General features: G+C 64.4%; 19 protein-coding genes. 5 read left to right on the top strand and 14 right to left on the bottom strand.

Translation table 11 applies throughout. From position 1 onward, the window contains the following. Position 1: 1 nt before the first annotated feature. Positions 2-223 (bottom strand): 50S ribosomal protein L31, encoded by a 222-nt coding sequence (rpmE, locus tag NKJ80_RS12460; protein ID WP_023668748.1) that lies wholly within the window; start codon positions 221-223, stop codon positions 2-4. A 205-nt stretch (positions 224-428) separates the two neighbouring features. On the opposite strand from rpmE, the gene NKJ80_RS12455 reads away from it, so the two are divergent. Next, entirely contained in the window at positions 429-2,231 is a 1,803-nt protein-coding gene (locus NKJ80_RS12455) for an ABC transporter transmembrane domain-containing protein (RefSeq protein WP_023668749.1), read from the top strand. 10 nt (positions 2,232-2,241) lie between these two features. Here NKJ80_RS12455 and NKJ80_RS12450 read toward each other — a convergent pair whose 3' ends face one another. Next, complete coding sequence (locus NKJ80_RS12450; protein WP_352497637.1) at positions 2,242-3,729, bottom strand: carboxypeptidase M32; 1,488 nt, start codon at positions 3,727-3,729, stop codon at positions 2,242-2,244. A 146-nt stretch (positions 3,730-3,875) separates the two neighbouring features. On the opposite strand from NKJ80_RS12450, the gene NKJ80_RS12445 reads away from it, so the two are divergent. Then, positions 3,876-4,229, top strand: a complete 354-nt coding sequence (locus tag NKJ80_RS12445; protein WP_023668751.1) for a DUF1304 domain-containing protein — start codon at positions 3,876-3,878, stop codon at positions 4,227-4,229. A 78-nt stretch (positions 4,230-4,307) separates the two neighbouring features. Here NKJ80_RS12445 and NKJ80_RS12440 read toward each other — a convergent pair whose 3' ends face one another. The 7 genes from NKJ80_RS12440 to NKJ80_RS12410 all read right to left on the bottom strand — a co-directional run bounded on the left by NKJ80_RS12440 (position 4,308) and on the right by NKJ80_RS12410 (position 10,432). Next, entirely contained in the window at positions 4,308-4,733 is a 426-nt protein-coding gene (locus tag NKJ80_RS12440; protein WP_023737876.1) for a hypothetical protein, read from the bottom strand. 239 nt (positions 4,734-4,972) lie between these two features. Beyond that, the gene (locus NKJ80_RS12435; RefSeq protein WP_023716065.1) at positions 4,973-6,004 is read right to left on the bottom strand and encodes a peptidoglycan -binding protein; all 1,032 of its coding nucleotides are present in this window, start codon (positions 6,002-6,004) and stop codon (positions 4,973-4,975) included. A gap of 1 nt (position 6,005) precedes the next feature. Next, a complete protein-coding gene (locus tag NKJ80_RS12430; RefSeq protein WP_023668754.1) occupies positions 6,006-7,031 on the bottom strand; it encodes a MotA/TolQ/ExbB proton channel family protein in 1,026 nt (341 codons plus the stop codon). A gap of 179 nt (positions 7,032-7,210) precedes the next feature. Continuing rightward, positions 7,211-7,927, bottom strand: coding sequence for a PAQR family membrane homeostasis protein TrhA (trhA, locus tag NKJ80_RS12425; RefSeq protein WP_023700276.1), 717 nt, complete (start codon positions 7,925-7,927; stop codon positions 7,211-7,213). 110 nt (positions 7,928-8,037) lie between these two features. Next, positions 8,038-8,838: an inositol monophosphatase family protein gene (locus NKJ80_RS12420; protein WP_352497636.1), complete on the bottom strand. Its 801-nt coding sequence runs from the start codon at positions 8,836-8,838 to the stop codon at positions 8,038-8,040. 22 nt (positions 8,839-8,860) lie between these two features. Then, positions 8,861-9,427, bottom strand: coding sequence for an elongation factor P (gene efp, locus NKJ80_RS12415; RefSeq protein WP_023668757.1), 567 nt, complete (start codon positions 9,425-9,427; stop codon positions 8,861-8,863). A gap of 141 nt (positions 9,428-9,568) precedes the next feature. Continuing rightward, the gene (locus NKJ80_RS12410; RefSeq protein WP_352497635.1) at positions 9,569-10,432 is read right to left on the bottom strand and encodes a LysR family transcriptional regulator; all 864 of its coding nucleotides are present in this window, start codon (positions 10,430-10,432) and stop codon (positions 9,569-9,571) included. A gap of 101 nt (positions 10,433-10,533) precedes the next feature. On the opposite strand from NKJ80_RS12410, the gene NKJ80_RS12405 reads away from it, so the two are divergent. Next, the gene (locus tag NKJ80_RS12405) at positions 10,534-11,550 is read left to right on the top strand and encodes a zinc-dependent alcohol dehydrogenase family protein (RefSeq protein ID WP_023711985.1); all 1,017 of its coding nucleotides are present in this window, start codon (positions 10,534-10,536) and stop codon (positions 11,548-11,550) included. A 9-nt stretch (positions 11,551-11,559) separates the two neighbouring features. Here NKJ80_RS12405 and NKJ80_RS12400 read toward each other — a convergent pair whose 3' ends face one another. The 3 genes from NKJ80_RS12400 to NKJ80_RS12390 all read right to left on the bottom strand — a co-directional run bounded on the left by NKJ80_RS12400 (position 11,560) and on the right by NKJ80_RS12390 (position 14,378). Continuing rightward, entirely contained in the window at positions 11,560-12,624 is a 1,065-nt protein-coding gene (locus NKJ80_RS12400) for a tetratricopeptide repeat protein (protein ID WP_352497634.1), read from the bottom strand. 46 nt (positions 12,625-12,670) lie between these two features. Then, positions 12,671-13,318 carry a thiamine phosphate synthase gene (locus NKJ80_RS12395; protein ID WP_023694592.1) on the bottom strand — a complete coding sequence of 216 codons (648 nt, stop codon included), beginning with the start codon at positions 13,316-13,318 and terminating at the stop codon, positions 12,671-12,673. A gap of 142 nt (positions 13,319-13,460) precedes the next feature. Beyond that, complete coding sequence (locus NKJ80_RS12390) at positions 13,461-14,378, bottom strand: DMT family transporter (RefSeq protein ID WP_023684172.1); 918 nt, start codon at positions 14,376-14,378, stop codon at positions 13,461-13,463. A gap of 129 nt (positions 14,379-14,507) precedes the next feature. Here NKJ80_RS12390 and NKJ80_RS12385 point away from each other — a divergent pair, with 129 nt between their 5' ends. After that, positions 14,508-14,945, top strand: a complete 438-nt coding sequence (locus NKJ80_RS12385) for an Lrp/AsnC family transcriptional regulator (RefSeq protein ID WP_023704892.1) — start codon at positions 14,508-14,510, stop codon at positions 14,943-14,945. Here NKJ80_RS12385 and NKJ80_RS12380 read toward each other — a convergent pair. Beyond that, a complete protein-coding gene (locus NKJ80_RS12380; protein ID WP_023728625.1) occupies positions 14,902-15,399 on the bottom strand; it encodes a GNAT family N-acetyltransferase in 498 nt (165 codons plus the stop codon). The two genes, NKJ80_RS12385 and NKJ80_RS12380, sit on opposite strands and share 44 nt — an antisense overlap. A 231-nt stretch (positions 15,400-15,630) precedes the next feature. On the opposite strand from NKJ80_RS12380, the gene NKJ80_RS12375 reads away from it, so the two are divergent. Continuing rightward, positions 15,631-16,401, top strand: coding sequence for a sulfite exporter TauE/SafE family protein (locus NKJ80_RS12375; RefSeq protein WP_023668765.1), 771 nt, complete (start codon positions 15,631-15,633; stop codon positions 16,399-16,401). A gap of 7 nt (positions 16,402-16,408) precedes the next feature. Here the strand turns inward: NKJ80_RS12375 and NKJ80_RS12370 are convergent, their stop codons facing one another. Further along, positions 16,409-16,960, bottom strand: coding sequence for a DUF2269 family protein (locus NKJ80_RS12370; RefSeq protein WP_023747289.1), 552 nt, complete (start codon positions 16,958-16,960; stop codon positions 16,409-16,411). Positions 16,961-17,236: the final 276 nt, after the last annotated feature.

Genomic DNA, 17,236 nt, shown 5'->3' with positions numbered 1-17,236 from the left:
CTTAAAGGCCGAACCCTTCGAAGCGCTTCTTGAACTTCGACAGGCGGCCGCCGCGGTCGAGCAGGGTTTGCTGGCCGCCGGTCCAGGCCGGGTGCGTGGTCGGGTCGATATCGAGGTTCATCGTATCGCCTTCCTTGCCCCAGGTCGAACGGGTCGAGTATTCTGTGCCATCGGTCATGACGACCTTGATGGTGTGGTAGTCGGGATGGATATCGGCCTTCATTGTCGTGCTTCCTGGCTTGTGGCGCTACAGACGGGCCCGTGGCCTGCGTCGATGCGCCCCTTTTTAAAACTCGAAGCCGCAGCTATTGAAAAGCCACGGCTTCTAAAACGGTCGGCGAGCCTATACATCAGCCGGAATTGAATCACAAGGCCACGGCAGGCGCATATTGAACGCGCCCACCTGGAAGCGGCCAGAGGAAACGGTCATGGCGGACATCAGCGGCGAGCAAGACGGGCGCAGGCGCTCGCTCGGGCCGCTCAGGCGCCTGTATCCCTATATATTCCGCTACCGCAAACTGGTCATAGGCGCCCTCATTTCGCTCGCCATCGCCGCGGCGACGACGCTGGCGCTGCCGCTGGCCGTGCGGCGCATGATCGACCACGGTTTCAGTGCTTCCGGCACCGTCTTCATCGCCGAATATTTCGCCGCTTTGGTTGCGATGGCAGCCATTCTGGCGGCGGCGTCGGCCGGACGCTACTACTTCGTCATCACGCTCGGCGAGCGGGTCGTCGCCGACATCCGCAGCGACGTGTTTTCGCATGTCACGACGCTTTCGCCGTCCTTCTTCGACACCGCGCAATCGGGCGAGATCGTCTCGCGGCTTGCCGCCGACACGACGCAGGTGAAATCCGCCGTCGGCGCCACCGCCTCGGTGGCGCTGCGCAACGTCATCCTCGGCCTTGGCGCGGTGGCGATGATGGTCGTCACCAGCCCGAAACTGTCGGGCCTGGTGATCGCGGCCATTCCGCTCATCGTGCTGCCGCTGGTCGCGTTCGGCCGTTCGGTGAGGCGCCGGTCACGGCAGGCGCAGGACACGCTGGCGCAAGCGACCGCCTATGCCAGCGAGCAGATCGGCGCGGTGCGTACGTTGCAGGCGTTCACCAACGAGACGCTGGTCACCGGGCGGTTCTCGGCCGCGGTGGAAGCCGCCTTCCAGGCGGCGCGCTCGTCGATCTTCTCCCGCTCGCTGCTCACCTTCTTTGCCATCTTCATGATCTTTTCCTCGGTCGTGGCGGTGTTGTGGTTCGGCTCGCGTGACGTGCTTGCCGGCACGATGTCGCCCGGCACGCTCGGCCAGTTCCTGCTTTACTCCGTGTTTGCCGCAGGCGCGCTGGGCGCACTGTCGGAAGTCTGGGGCGAGCTTGCCCAGGCGGCGGGTGCGGCCGAAAGGCTGACCGAGATACTCGACGAGACGCCGGCGATTCAACCGCCGGCCAATCCGCTGCCGCTGCCCGCCAAGGCGACAGGCGCGATCAGTTTCGACGACGTCTCCTTCTCCTACCCGGCAAGGCCGGACCGTGCCGCCGTCCACGGCTTGAGTTTTCAGGTCAAGCCCGGCGAGACGGTGGCGATCGTCGGCCCGTCGGGCGCCGGAAAGAGCACCGTCTTTTCGCTGATCCTGCGCTTCTACGATCCCGAAACTGGCCGCATCGCCATTGACGGCGTCGACGTGCGCGAAGCCGATCCGGCTGAAGTGCGGGAGCGCATTGCGATCGTGCCGCAGGATGTCACCATCTTTGCGGCAAGCGCGCGCGACAATATCGGCTTTGGCCGGCCGGGCGCGACGAATGCCGAGATCGAGGCCGCCGCCAGGGACGCGCTGGCCGACGAGTTCATCCTCAGGCTCGACAAGGGCTACGACAGCCAGGTCGGCGAGCGCGGTGTGACCTTGTCCGGCGGCCAGCGCCAGCGCGTGGCGATCGCCCGCGCCATCCTGCGCGACGCGCCGATCCTGCTGCTCGACGAGGCCACGTCGGCGCTCGACGCCGAAAGCGAAACGCTGGTGCAGACGGCGCTGGAACGGCTGATGCAGGGCCGCACCACCATCGTCATCGCCCACCGGCTGGCGACCGTGCTGAAGGCCGACCGCATCCTGGTCATGGATGGCGGCCGCATCGTCGAGGAAGGCACGCACCAGAGCCTGGTCGCCAAGGGCGGAATCTATGCAAGGCTGGCCAAGCTGCAGTTCGAAACCGGAGCAAGCGCCTTCAGGGGTGCCGCGGAGTAGCAACCCGCAATCAGGCGGGACCATACCGCTTGCGGAGATGCTCGGTGAAATACGCGGCGTTGAGCTTTTCCCCGGTGGCGCGCTCAAGCAGTTCGGGCGTCGACCAGCGGGATCCCTGCGACCAGATATTGTCGCGGCGCCAGTCATTGATGGCGGCGAAATTGCCCTTGGCGAGGTCGCTGTCGGCTGAAGGATGGTCGCGCGTCAGCGCAGCCCATTGCTGCGCCGCCATCATAGCGCCCAGCGTATAGGACGGGAAATAGCCGAAGGCGGCGCCTGGCCAATGCACGTCCTGCATCGGTCCGTCGGCTGGGTTGTCGATGGTCGAAAGGCCAAGATACTCCCGCATCTTGGCGTCCCAGGCTTCGGGCAGGTCGGCCGCCTGCAGCCGCCCCGAGACCACCTCCTGCTCCAACTCGTAGCGCAGGATGACATGCAGCGGGTAGGTGACCTCGTCGGCGTCGACGCGGATCAGGCCGCGCTCGACCCGGTGCACATGCGGCAGGATGTCGTCGAGCGACCAGGCTTCGCCGAGATGCTTTTCGACCACGGGCAGCGCCCAGCGCCAGAATTCGGGGTTGCGGCCGACCTGTTTCTCGACGAACAGACTCTGGCTTTCATGCACCGCCATGCCGCGCGCCTTGCCGAGCGGCCAGTGCGGCCAGGCCTTCGGCAGGTTCTGCTCGTAGAGCGCGTGGCCGGTCTCGTGCAGCACGCCCATCAAAGCCGACAGGAAATCGGACGTTTTGTAGCGGGTGGTGATGCGAACGTCGCTCGGCACCCCGCCGCAGAAGGGATGGTGCGATACCGACAGAGAACCATGGGTGAGGTCGAAGCCGACCGAAGCCATCATGGCGAGACCAAGCTCGCGCTGTTTGTCGATCGCATAGCTGCCGGAGAGCGGCTTCAGCGGGCGCTTGGCCAGTCGCGCTTCCTGTACGGCCAGCGCTTCCGGCACGAAGCCCTTCAGGAATGTCTTCAGCTCGGTGAAGACCGGCGTGATGTCGGCGGCGCGGTTGCCAGGATCGTATTGCTCCATCAGTGCGTCGTAGGGATCGAGGCCGAGCGCGTCGGCGCGCAGGGCGGCTTCCTCGCGCACCAGCGCGATGACACCTTCGAGCGCCGGCAGGAATCCGGCCCAGTCATTCTTGCCGCGCAGGTCGCGCCAGAGCTGCTCGGAGCGCATACGCGCCACCGTCTGGCGCTCGACGAATTCGACCGGCAGGCAGGTCAGGTTGGTGTATTGGCGACGCAGTTCGCGGACCGCCGCCTGCTGCTCCTCGTTCAGCGCCTCCTGTTCGGCGGCGGCGAGCCAGTCGGCGATCTCCGGCGCCGTTGCCCTGATATGCAGCATCCCGGCCAGGGACGACATGGCTTCGGCGCGCTTCTCGCCGCCGCCGACGGCCATGTGGGTCGCCTCGTCGGCGCCGAGGATAGCGAGCGCATGTTCCAGCGCTTCGAGCTTGTGGCCGAGATCATCGAGCTTCTGAAAAGACATGACAGGTTCCGCGTTTTGGACCGCGGGAAAAGATACCAACGCGCCAGGATTGGCAACCCTCAAAGGTGGCTATGCAGCTTGCGCCGGTGAGCTGGTGCGTGGAATGCTGGCTGACGGTGGAACACCGCCATGGAGGGGAGACTAAGATGATCGGCAATATCCTGGTCGGGCTGGTGGCCCTGATCCACCTCTTTATCGTCTATCTGGAGATGGTGGCGTGGGACACACCGCGCGGGCACAGGGCGTTCAACCTCAAGCCGGACTTCGCCAGCGCATCGAAGGTGCTCGCCGCCAATCAGGGGCTCTACAACGGCTTCCTTGCCGCCGGGCTGATCTGGGGCCTCTATCTCGGCGCGGCGGGATTCCAGATCAAGGTGTTCTTCCTGCTTTGCATCGCCGTCGCCGGCCTCTATGGCGCGGCGACTGCCAGCCGGAAGATCCTCTATATTCAGACCGTGCCGGCGGTGCTGGCCCTCGCTGCGCTGTGGCTGGGCTGGTGACAAAAAAGACGCCCTCGGAGCCAGATCCGGGGGCGTCAGACAGTCCCTTCCTCATTCCTGGAGATATCAGAGCGGATCTCAGCCGTTCGGATAATTCCCGCCGTCGGAGCCATCACCGATCATGAAGCCGCTGCCGGTGTCGGACATCAGCCTCTGATCGACATTGTCGAGGCGGCGCAGCAGATCGTGATATTGCGCGGCCGGGATCCGGCCATGGTCCGAAGCGGCGACCCGTTCGGCGGCCTGGCCGATATGCGCCGCACGCAGATGCAGCCACTGCGCTTCCGAGGTCGAGATGCCCTTGGTTTCGCGCGCATCCGCGATGCCCTGTTCGACGCCCCGCACCTGCTCGATCAGGCCGGTCACACGCGGACCGGTCATGTCGGTCGGGTCGCTGGCGTCGAGGGCGCCCTTGTGATGTCCGGCGGCATAGGCGCCGGCGAGTGGAACAGTGATCAGAAGTGTCGTGAGGGTTGCGGTCCTGAGAGTCTTCAAAGAGCGCATGATGTGCGTCTCCTCCTGCTATGGAAGGGGCAAGCGCTTTCGCTCCGCCTTCCGGAAGCGGGCCGTCCGGTTCCGTCGCGTCGCGATGGGAGGCATCGCCGGCGGTTCTCGGCCCTGCGCGTCAAAGTAGGAGCCCGGAAACGCGAAGTGTAATTAAAGAAAGATAATGTTTTCAGGCCTTGCCGGCCTGGCGTTTCGCCCTAGAGTTGAGCTGGCAAACAATTTCGCGTGACTGAAAATCACCGTTCGGTGAGTTTCAGTTCAATGCGTCGGTTCTTGTTGCGGGCGTCTTCGGTGTCGGCGGGGTCGAGCGGCTGGAATTCGCCGAAGCCGGCCGCAACCAGCCGGTTGGCGGGCACGCCGTTCTCGATCAGGAACTTGACCACCGAGGTCGAACGCGCCGTCGACAATTCCCAATTGTCGCGATAGCGGCCGGCGCCGGACAGCGGCTTGTTGTCGGTGTGGCCGTCGACGCGCAGCACCCAGTTGATCTCGGGCGGGATTTCCTTTTGCAACTCGATGATGGCGTCGGCGAGCTTCTTCATCTCGACCTTGCCGGCATCGTTGATCACTTCGGAGCCGGTCGGGAACAGAACTTCCGACTGGAAGACGAAGCGGTCGCCGACGATGCGGATGTTCTCGCGATCGGCGAGGATTTCGCGCAGGCGGCCGAAGAAGTCGGAGCGGTACCGGTTCAGTTCCTGCACGCGCTGCGCCAGCGCGACGTTGAGCCGACGGCCGAGATCGGCGATCTTGGTGTTGGAATCGCGGTCGCGCGTTTCGGACACGTTGAGGGCGTCCTCGAGCGCGCCGATCTGCTTGCGCAGTGCCGCGATCTGCTGGTTCAGGATCTCGACCTGGCTCAGCGCCTGCTGGCTGATCTGGCGCTGGCTGTCGAGTTCGCCGCCGAGCTCCGCGGCGCGCTGGTTGGCGGCGTCGCCGGCGCCGGCGCCTTGCGCCAGCAACTGCTCGAGCCGGCTCCTTTCTGCTTCCGCCGCCGACAGCGACGCCTGCAGATTGGCCAGCGAATCGTCCTTGTCCTGCGCGGTCGAACGCTCCAGCGCCAGCAGCTGCGTCAGTTCGTTGATCTGCGAGTTGAGGCGCGTGAGCGCCGTATCCTTGCCGGAGAGTTCGCGGCCGAGCAGGAACTGCGCCAGCACGAAAACGGTAAGCAGGAACATGATGGCGAGCAGCAGCGTCGACAGCGCGTCGACGAAGCCCGGCCAATAGTCGATCCGGCGATCGGTGCGCCGGCCCCTGGCGAGAGCCATGCTAGTGGACCCCGGGTTTCTTCAGCGCGTCGGCGATCTTTTCCAGCGTGTTGCGCATCGCCTTCTGCTCGTCCGACTGGGCCTCGACCCAGTCGCGCATGATCTGCTGCTCGGAGCGCATGTTCTTGACCAGGCCGGAAATGCCGTCGGCGAGATTGGCCATGGCGGTGGCGACGCGCGGATTGGAGCCGCCGCCGCTTTCCTGCATGCTGCGCAGCCGTTCCGACAGGACCCGGATCTCGTCGGAGGATTCAGTCTTGGCCGGGTCGGCGACGGCGATGTCGGAGGAGAGATCGGTGACCGAGGACAGCCAGTTTTCAAGCTCGGTATAGAATCGGGTCTGGGCGCGGCCGGCCTGCAGGTCGAGGAAGCCTAGCACCAGCGACCCGGAAAGACCGAACAGCGAGGACGAAAAGGCCGTGCCCATGCCGGCCAGCGGCGCCGACAGCCCCTGCTTCAGCGAATCGAGCACGGCGGCGGCGTCGCCGGTGCCGGGATCGAGCGATTCGATGGTTTCGCGGATCGAGCCGATGGTGTTGAGCAGGCCCCAGAAGGTGCCGAGCAGACCGAGGAACACCAGCAACCCGACGAGATAGCGCGAGGTGTCGCGGCTTTCGTCGAGGCGGGTGGCGATCGAATCCAGCATGGTGCGCATCGAAGACGTCGAGAAGGCGACCGTCGAGGAGCGGCCGATCATCGCCTTCATCGGCGCCAGCAGCACCGGCTCGGTGGTTTCGGAACCGGCGCGGAAGGAATTGACCCAGCGCACTTCGCGAAACAGTCGTCCGACCTGGGCGAAGGCGAGCAGGATGCCGACCACAAGGACGCCGACGATGAGGCCATTGAGGCCGGGATTGCTCCCGAAAGCGGTCGAGATCTGGCGGGTGAGGATGGCGGCGATGAAGGCGACGATGACCAGGAAGATGACCATGGTCAGGAGGAAGACCTGCGGGCTCGACAGTTTGTGCGGATCGTACATCAGGACATCAGAACGCCTGCCCACGCCGAAGGATCTGAGAAAAGCCATCCGTGCCCCGTTTCCGATGCTCTATTTGCCTTGACGCAATTCCGAACGGGAAGCCGCTCATACTTCCCTGGAACTGCTCCAGTGCCGCCGATCACGTAATTCGCGACTCTAAACGGAATTGTGACCAAATTGAATGGCGCTTGGCAATATTGCCCGACTGTCGGGCCGCACCACGCCGTTCAGAGGCGGTTGACGACCAGGCAGTCGACCATGGCGGCAAGATGCAGCCCGGCGCCGGTGACGACAAAGCCGTGCCAGAGGGCATTGTGAAAGCGCAGGCGTTTCCAGGCGAAGAAGATGACGCCGCAGGAGTACACGATGCCGCCGGCGACAATCAGCGCGATCGAGGTCGTCGGCAACGTCGCCACCAGCGGCTTGACCAGGACGACGCCGCTCCAGCCGATGGCGAGATAGAAGACAATGGCCAGACGATCGAAGCGGCCGGGCAGGAACACTTTCATGGCAATGCCGGTCAAAGCAGCGGTCCAGACAAGGACAATCATCGGCAGCGCCAGCGGCGAGCCGTCGAGCTGGGCCAGAAAGGGCGTGTAGGTCGCGGCGATCAGGAGATAGATCGCCGCATGATCGAAGCGCCGCAAGATCCACTTCGCCGGCGACGTCACCGGCCACAGATTGTAGGTCAGCGAAATCGACAGCACAGTCAGCAGCGACACCACGAAGAAGGCGGCGGCGATGTATTCGCCGGGACCGGCATGGAAGGCGGCCAGCGCCAGCAACGCCGAGCCGGCGGCTATCGCCAGCACGATGCCGACCGCGTGGACGATGCCATCGGCGATCATCTCCGCACGCGAATAGTGCCAACGCCCGACAAAAGGGATTTCAATTGGCTGGTCTGGCTGCGCTTCTCGCGAGGATAGTGAAGGTATGCTCGTCATAAAAGATCCTGCGTCACCCTTATCTGGGCGGCCGCCGGGCAGTATTTCAAGCTTTGATTGCGGTTTTGCGACTGCGGCGCTTCAGCGCGCCGCGCCGGCATGCCAAGTGATCAGCGCGCCGAAAGCGGCTTCTTCACGGCCTTGAGCAGCGCGCGCTGGATGACCTCGTTGCCAGCGACGAGCGAACCCGCCTCGAGCATATCCTGGCCGCCATCCATGTCGGAGACGAAGCCACCGGCCTCGCGGATCAGCAGCAGGCCGGCGGCAATGTCCCAGGCCGACAGGCCGGTTTCCCAAAAGCCGTCCATGCGGCCTGCGGCGACATAAGCGAGATCGAGCGCGGCGGAACCCAGGCGGCGCACGCCCGAGACCTCGGCCATCACATTGCGCAACTCGACGAGGAAATTGCCGTGCTGGCCGCGGCCGAGATGCGGCACGCCGCAGCCGATGACGCAGTCGGTGAGCTTGCTGCGGCCGGCAACGCGCAGCCGGCGATCGTTCATGAAGGCGCCGCCGCCGCGCTCGGCGGTGTAGAGCTCATCCATTGCCGGATTGTAGATGACGGCGGCGACCAACTGGCCCTGTCGCTCCAGCGCGATCGAGATGGAAAAGATCGGAATGCCGTGCAGGAAATTGGTGGTGCCGTCGAGCGGGTCGACGATCCAACGGTGCTGGTCGTCGTCGCCTTCGACCATGCCGCGCTCTTCCATCAGGAAGGCATAGCCCGGGCGCGCCTTCGACAGTTCGGCAAACAGGATGTCCTCGGCCTTGCGGTCGGCTTGGCTGACATAGTCGCCCGGTCCCTTCATCGACACCTGCAGGTTCTGCACCTCGCCGAAGTCGCGCGACAGCGAACGGCCGGCCTTCATGGCGGCCTGGACCATGACATTGAGAAGTGCGGAGCGTGCCATCGTATCTGTTCCTGCCTACGCGTCAGTCTGCGCGGCGCATGTAGGTGAGTTCGTTGGTGTCGACGACGATGCGTTCGCCGGCGCCGATGAATGGCGGCACCAGCACGCGGATGCCGTTTTCCAGCACCGCCGGCTTGTACGAGGACGCGGCCGTCTGGCCCTTCACCACCGGGTCGGCCTCGGTGATGGTCAGCGTCACCTGGTCGGGCAGCGAAATGCCGATCGGCCTGTCCTCATAGAGCTGGACCGTCACCATCATGCCGTCCTGCAGGAAGGCGGCGCGGTCGCCGACGAAATCTTTCGCCAGCTCGAGCTGCTCGTAGCTCTGCGTGTCCATGAACACCAGTGCGTCGTCCTGGGCGTAGAGGAAGGAAAAATCCTTCAGGTCGAGCCGGATCTGCTCGACGGTCTCGGCCGAGCGGAAGCGCTCGTTGAGCTTGGTGCCGTTGATCAGGTTCTTGAGTTCGACCTGGTTGTAGGCGCCGCCCTTGCCGGGCTTGACGGTGTTGGTCCTGACGGCCACCCAAAGGCCGCCATCGTGCTCGATGACATAGCCGGGACGGATTTCGTTGCCATTGATCTTGGCCATGATGAGATTGATCCGGGATGCTAGCAACGGCTTGGCCGTTGATATGAGGATGGTCGCTGGATAAGCGATTTCGGGCTCCCAAGACCACAAATCGGCAGGAGAGGCAAGGGATGCCAGATCGCCCGACAAGGGCTGGTAGCCTCAAACCTGGGCCGCAATGACTTTGCCGACGGCCTCGACGATGGCGTCCGCAGCCTCAGTCAGCCGGTTGAGATGAGGCGAACGAAGTGCGGCGACCTGCAAGGAAAGGTCGACATCTTCCGTGTTGACCAGCATGAGGCCGTCGGGAAGTCCGCGCCTTGCAAGACGCAACGGCACTAGCCCAAGGCCGTGCCCCCGACGGACCCATTCCATCTGCAAGGCCGGATCCTGTATCTCCGCCGCGATCTCGAAATAACGCCTTCCGCCGACCAGAACGGACGTGAGCTTCTGGCGCGCGTCGCAAGGTGCCGGACTAAGCACCCACGGCATGGGTGTCCGGCCACCGTCTTCCGGATCGGCGACGGTGGACGCAGCTATGACGCCAAGACGTTCAGTGCCAAGCGCTTCCGGTCCTGGCTTGTCCGACGATCGCAGAACAATCGTCACATCGAGCTCGCAGCGTTCGAATTGATCGATCAGTTCGGCGCTCCAGCCGGTCTTGAGCCGTAGCGACACTTTCGGGAACGCCGCCGCGGCGTTGGCGATGGCCCCGGCGATGTCGCGGTCCGAGAGGCCATGAGCGAGGCCAAGGCGGAACAGACCTTCCGGCTCGGTCTTTCCGGCGAAGGATTTTAGCGCTTCTACGGAAGCGATGATATCGCGTCCGCGCGCCAGCACTTCCAGCCCCGTCGGCGTCAGTCGCGGCGGCTTTTGCCGGCGGTCGAGCAGCGTCGTGCCAAGCATGTCCTCCAGCCGCTGGATTTGCCGGGTCACAGCCGGCTGCGTCAGCGGCAGGCGCCGGGCGACCTTCTGGATCGAGCCCTCCTCGGCAAACAGGGCGAGCGTGCGCAATTCCTCAAGCATAGCTAGAACTATGTCTCGTAAGCATAATCATTGTAAACATTATGAATTTGAAATCCATCGCCTGGCAAGCAATTTTCCTTTCAAACGAAAGGACGACGACAATGAAGGCAATCGAACTGCAGAAGCCGGGCGGCATCGACAATCTCAAGATGGTCGAACGACCAATGCCGGAGCCCGGCCGTCAGGAGATGATCGTCCGCGTCAAGGCGACGGCGCTCAACTATCGCGATGTCGAGATCGCGCGCGGCAGCTATCACACGACATTCCCCTTGCCGCTGGTGCCGCTTTCCGACGGCGTCGGCGAGGTCGTCGCGCTTGGCCCCGAGGTCAGCCGCTTCAAGGTTGGCGACCGGGTCTGCGGCACGTTCTGGCAGCGATGGGTCGGCGGCAGCTTCGCCATGGCCGAACCTTCCTACCAGCGCGGCGGCCCGATCGACGGTTTGCTGAGCGAATTCGCCCGGCTGGACGAACAGGCGGCTGTCATCGCGCCGGCGCATCTCAGCGACGTAGAGGCGGCGACATTGCCTTGCGCCGCCGTCACTGCCTGGCATGCGTTGTTCACCGAGGGCAAGCTCAAGCCAGGCGAAACCGTGCTCAGCCTCGGCACCGGCGGCGTGTCGCTGTTTGCCGTGCAGTTCGCAAGGGCGGCCGGAGCGCGCGTCATTGTTACGTCGAGCAGCGATGAGAAGCTTGCCTGGGCGAAGGGGCTTGGCGCGCATGATGGCGTCAACTACCGCGACGATCCGGATTGGTCGTCGGCCGTGCTGGCGCTGACCGATGGCCGCGGCGCCGATCACATCATCGAAGTCGGTGGTCCCCAAAGTTTCGCGCAGTCGCTCAAGGCGTCGGCGCGCGGCGCCCAGATCAACGTCATCGGTTATCTCGGCGGCAGCGAAGGGGTGATCAATCCGCTCGACATCTTCCGCCGCCAGGTGAAAGCACGCGGCATACCGGTCGGCTCGCGCGAGTCCTTCGAAGCGATGAACCGGGCGCTCGCCGTCCATCGGCTGCGGCCGGTGATCGACCGGGTCTTCCCCTGGGCAGAGGCAGCACAGGCCCTTCGCCATCTCGAACACGGCTCTCCCTTCGGCAAGGTCGTGCTGGATCATACACAGTGACGTTGCGTGTCAGGGCAGGCGGTTGGCCTTCTGCAAGGCTTGCTTTGTCTGGTCGTCGGTCAGCCCTTGCAGGAAATCGTCCATCTCCGGATCGATAAGGCCGGCGCGCCGGGCGACCACATACCAGGCCCCGGCCAGGATCAGGTCGGGGTCGGTGCCGATGCCGCCCATATAGAGCTTTGCCAACCGGTTCTGGGCAGCGACATTGCCGCCTTCAGCTGCCTGCTTCATCCAGTTGAAGCCGGATTTCAGGTCGCGAACACCGCCCCGGCCCTCGATCATCCAGGCGGCAAGATCGATCTGCGCGGTGTCGTAGTTCTGCCTGGCAGCCTGTGCCAGCAAGCTGCGCGCCTTTGCATCGTCCCGCGTCTTGCCGCCGACGCCATTGGCATAGACCTGCGCCATCGCATACTGGGCGTCGGCAAGCCCTGTCGCCGCGGCACGCTCATAATAGGGCACAGCCCGGGCGATGCCGGCATCGCCCGGATCCTGCTGCACGAGCAATTGCGCGAAGTTGAACTGCGCCAGCCGGTTGCCGGCCTCGGCGGCGGCCTGCATCAGCGCATAGGCTCCCTTCTCGTCCTTCTTGACGTAGCGGCCGTCGAGCAGCATCAGCGCATACTGGAACTGCGATTCAGGAATCCCCTGCTCGGCGGCCTGCGCATACCATTTGGCGGCCTCAGCCGGGTTGAGCGGCACGCCCAGCCCGCGCGACAGAATCTCGGCCACCAGCGTTTGCGCCGCCGGGTCGCCATTCTTGGCCCGCACCAACGCCAGATTGTAGGCGGTCTTGTAAAGACCGCGCTGGAAAGCGCCATAGGCGGGGTCCGCCGGCTTGGCGCCGAAACGTTCGGGGTTGATCGCGTCGGCCGACGGCAGCGGCGCGGTTGTCGCCGGCTGCGGCAGCGGGATGTTGATCGGCTTGTCGATATGGACGCCGGAATCCGTGGCACCGGCTTTTGGGGCACCCGCATCGGGGGCGACCGCATCCGGCACGCTGAGGGCGGGCGCGCTGGTGTCCGGCCTCGGCTGCGGCAGCGGAACGGTCTCCGCCGCGATCGCTGCCCCGCTCATCAAGGCCGCAACGAGAACCGCGAGAGGAAGTCCAGGTCGGCCCACGTCAGCCCTCGAAGCGCGGCGCGGTTTGGTCGAGCAGCGCATTGGCGGCAGCAATCGCCGCCTTCGGATCGGCGCCTTCGGCAAAGACGGCGCTGGACAGCGCCACGAACTCGGCGCCAGTGGCGGCCACCGCTTCTACCGAAGCGATGGCGGAACCGGCCATGACGATGCAAGGGATCTCAATCACGTCCGCCCACCATTGCCCGAGCGACAGGTTGCGCGGATGCGGTTCCGGCTTGTTGTCGTAGTCGAAGCGGCCGAAGAAGATGTAGTCGGGCCTGGTTTCGCCGAGTTCCAGCGCGTCGTCGCGCGTCTTGGCGCCACCGGCGCCGACCATCATCTTGCCCTGGAAGTGTTCGATGGTCTCGGCGAGCGCGTCCTTGGAAACCTCGACATGAATGCCGTCGGCCTGGACACGGCCGGCAATGCGGGTATCGCCGGCGATGATGACGGCGATGCCGGCCGCTTGCGCGGCCGGTACGATCTGTTCTGCGAAGGCCTGGAAGGCAGCCTCGTCCATGCCGTTCTCAGGCAGGATCAGGGAAGCGATATCACCGCCGTCGAAGGCAGCCGCAATGCGCTGCGCCGGAGCGTCCTTGGGTGCGATCAGCACGATGCGGCAGCGGTTGGGGGGTGTTGCGTCGTTCATGGCTTTCGATCCCGGGTTTCGCCTATGCCGGGCGAAGATGGTTGCATTGCGGCATAGAACAAAGCGCCCGCCTTGAACAGGCGGGCGGGGATCGATGAGATGGCTTTGGTTTACGATAGCCCGCAAGAAGACGGTCTGCCGCTCATTTGACGGCTTGCGGGCTTTCGACCGTTGGTTTGGCTTTCCACAAAGTCCAGCCGAGGTTCATGCCGGCGGCGGCGACCAGGATCGCGGCGGCGCCGACGAGCTGGGCCGGATGCAGCCGGTGGCCGAAAGCCATGACATCGACCAGGATCGCCACGACAGGATAGATGAAGGACAGCGACCCCTGCAGATGCGTCGGCAGTTTCTGGATGGCGGCGTACATCAATATGTACACCAGGCCGGTGTGAACGACGCCAAGCGTGGCCAGCATGGCCCAGCTCCAGGCATCGGCGGGCAAATGCGAGAGGTTGGCGAAGGGCGCCAGCATGACGACGCCGACGCAGACCTGGATCAGCGCGATCAGATGCGGCGGGGTGCCCTTGAGCTTCTTGGCGACGATTGCCGCGACAGCCCAGAAGAAGGCCGCTCCGAGCGCCATGACGATGCCGATGACATAATCTGTGCCGGTTATGCCGGAACCGACACCCGCATCGGGCCCTGTCTGCACGATCAGCAGCATGCCGGCGAAGGCGATGCCGAGCCAGGTCAGCTTGGCCAGGGTCAGCCGCTCGCCGAAGAACAGCGCGCCGAAGCCGACCAGCATGAAGGGCTGCGTGTTGTAGACCGCCGTGGCAATCGAGATCGAGGCGCGGGAGAAGGCGCTGAACAGCAACAGCCAGTTGATGACAATGGCCGCGCCGCCAAGAGCGGCGATGGCAACAATGCGCAGCGTCAGCCTGCCGCGCAGCAACCCGAGTGCCGCGCAGGTGATCAGCAGCGCCACCGCGCCGAAGGCGCAGCGCCAGAACACCACGTCCATAACGGGCTGGCCCGACATGACGACAAACCAGCCGATCGTGCCGACGATCGTCATCGCCGCCGTCATCTCGATCGTGCCGCGTACCGTGTTGTCCATGACAATACCTCTATCTGTTGAGGCCATAATCTCATGCCGCCTTGAGGGTTTATATGCCCTATGAAAGGTGATAAGGGCACAACACCTTATTTAATAAGGCGCGCGCTGCCCTTTTGCGAGGAGATGAAAATGCTGGACGAGTTGGACAGAAAGCTTCTCGACATCCTGATCCTGGATTCGCGGACTTCGTTGAAGGATCTGGCGCAGCAGGTCGGGCTGTCGTCGCCGAGCGTCTCGGAACGGCTGCGGCGGCTCGAGGAACGCGGCGTCATCCGCGCCTTCACCATCGAGATCGACCCGGAGGCGCTGGGGTTTCCGCTGCAGGCGATCGTGCGGGTGCGGCCACTGCCGGGCAAGCTGCACATCGTGCAGAAGCTGATTGAGGAGATCCCGGAATTCGGCGAATGCGACAAGGTCACCGGCGACGACTGTTTCGTGGCCCGGCTCTACGTGCGCTCCATCGGCGAGCTCGACAAGCTTCTCGACCGCATCGCCGACAAGGCGGAGACCAGCACCGCCATCATCAAGGCGCAGCCGATCCGGCGCCGTCCGCCGCCACTGAATTAAGCTCCAGCTTGTAGCCGATGTGGCTGGCCTTGAAGCCGAGCCGGTCATAGAAGCGATGCGCGTCCTGGCGGCTCTTGTTGGTGGTCAGCTGGACAATCTTGCAGCCGCGTTCACGGCACTGTTCGACCGCCCATTCCAGCAGACGCTGTCCCAGCCGTTCGCCGCGGCGGTCCGCGGCGACGCGCACAGCCTCGATCTGGCCGCGCAAGGCGCCCTGCAGCGACAGCCCGGCGAGATAGCTGATCTGCAACGTGCCGATGACGCGGCCGCTATCCGTCATCACGGCAAGAAACTGGTTGGGGTCGGCGTCGATGGCGGCAAAGGCGTCGCGATAGGCCTTGGCGAGTGGCTCGGTCGCATCCTCGCGGCTGCGGCCAAGCGGATCGTCGGCGAGCATGGCTACGATGGCAGGCAGGTCGGCCGCTTCGGCGCGGCGGATGTGGGGTTCGCTCATTGTCAAAAACCTGGGGTCAAAAACCTGGGGTCAAAACCTGGGGCCAAAACCTGGGGTCAAAACCTGATGTGCATCGGACGGCGCCCTTATGCATCGGCGGCGATCTTGCCGTAAATCCGGAACCGTCGCTTTACGCACAGTTGATCGACACGGCCGGCATTTTCCCGGTCGCGGCGCAAGGGTTTCTGGGCTATTGCAGGGCAACCGTCTTCCCTCCAGCATTTCCAGTTCATGTCAGGTCTGCTCGCCGATCCGTGGTTTTATGCCGCCGCCATTCCGGCGGTGATACTTGTCGGGCTGTCGAAAGGCGGCTTCGGCGGCGCTGTCGGCTTCGTTGGCGTGCCTTTGATGGCGCTGGCCATGCCGCCGGTGCAGGCGGCGGCCATCCTGCTGCCGATCCTGTGCCTGATGGACATCGTTTCGGTGTGGACGTGGTGGGGCGTCTACGACAGAAAGATGCTGGTCGACATGATGCCGGGCGCGGTGATCGGCATTGGGCTCGGCTGGCTGACGGCAGCGCTCGTAACCGAAGAGATGGTGCGGCTGATCGTCGGCGCTGTCGCGCTGATCTTCGTGCTGCGCTGGCTCTATCTCCAGTTCCGCCACGGTTCCGACCATGCGGCGGCGCCCAACCGCATCGCCGCCGCCTTCTGGGGCACCGTCGCCGGCTTCACCAGCTTCGTCGCCCATGTCGGCGGGCCCCCCTTCCAGGTCTATGCGCTGCCGATACGGCTTGATCCGAAGGTGCTGTCGGGGACATCGGCGATCTTCTTTGCCGCCACCAACGCGCTGAAGCTGATCCCCTACTTCGCGCTTGGCCAGTTCGACACCGCCAACCTGACGGCGTCGGCCGTGCTGATGCCGCTGGCGCCGCTGGCCACCATCGCCGGCGCCTGGCTGGTGCGGCGCATGCGGCCGGAGATTTTTTATCCCTTCACCTACGCGACCGTGGCCGTGGTCGCGGTCAAGCTGCTTTGGGACGGGATCGCCGGCCTGCTCTAAATCCCGCTCAGGCGGCTGCCGGTTTGGTTCGCGGGGCGCTCGCAAAGGTCAGCGATGCACCACCAACGACCACGACCGCCATGGCGCCGAGAGTGGCGATGTCGTGCGCGGTCGGCTTCAGCACCATGTCGGCGACGACGGCGATCATGATGACGAAATCGAACTTGACGATCCGTATCATGCGGCGCCCAAACGCTATGGCAGCCGGGGTCATGCCGTCCGCGGCAAGCATTGTGGCAAGCTTTTCGAACGAAGGCTTCAGCACGAGGATACCGGTCAGAAACGCGGCGGCGTAGCCGCAAAGGCCGATGACGACCCAAAGGTCGGAGAAGCCGGTCCATAGCGAAGTCAGCACCAGACCAGAAGCCAGGGTCGCGATAGACGCCGGCACGAACAGACGCAAGCCGAGTTTGTCCGTCGTTCTCAGCATGACCATCAGCGTCTCGTCGTCGCCGGCGCGATCGGCGAGTATCGAAACCAGCAGCATGGCGAAACCGCCGCCGAGCCAGAGGATCGCTGCCATGACATGCAGGAATTTGAAGAGAGAATACCAGTCCATTGCCGCTCCTTGTGCATCGTTCCGGGGTAAACGCTGCTTTCGCGCGTCTGCTTCCGAAGGAGGGCGGATTATCTCCGTACATGTATCCAGAAGATGCCGCGTGGGTGCCGGCTTGTTGCGGTGGCGCCGTCGCCGGATTTTACCGCCAGCCCGCACAATACCCGGCATTTGCCGGATAGACGCCGTGTCGGCATTGGCTGGTTTCGCGGCATGATCCTGAAACCTGCGGGGACTAAGCCGCTCGCGACCGACGCTCCATTTTGGCCGCGCGCGGTC

Origin of the sequence: Mesorhizobium sp. M0030 (assembly GCF_040323695.1) — a bacterium.
Lineage (GTDB): Bacteria > Pseudomonadota > Alphaproteobacteria > Rhizobiales > Rhizobiaceae > Mesorhizobium.
The sequence above is the reverse complement of the archived record's forward strand: the minus strand, read 5'-3'. Positions and strand labels throughout refer to the sequence as shown.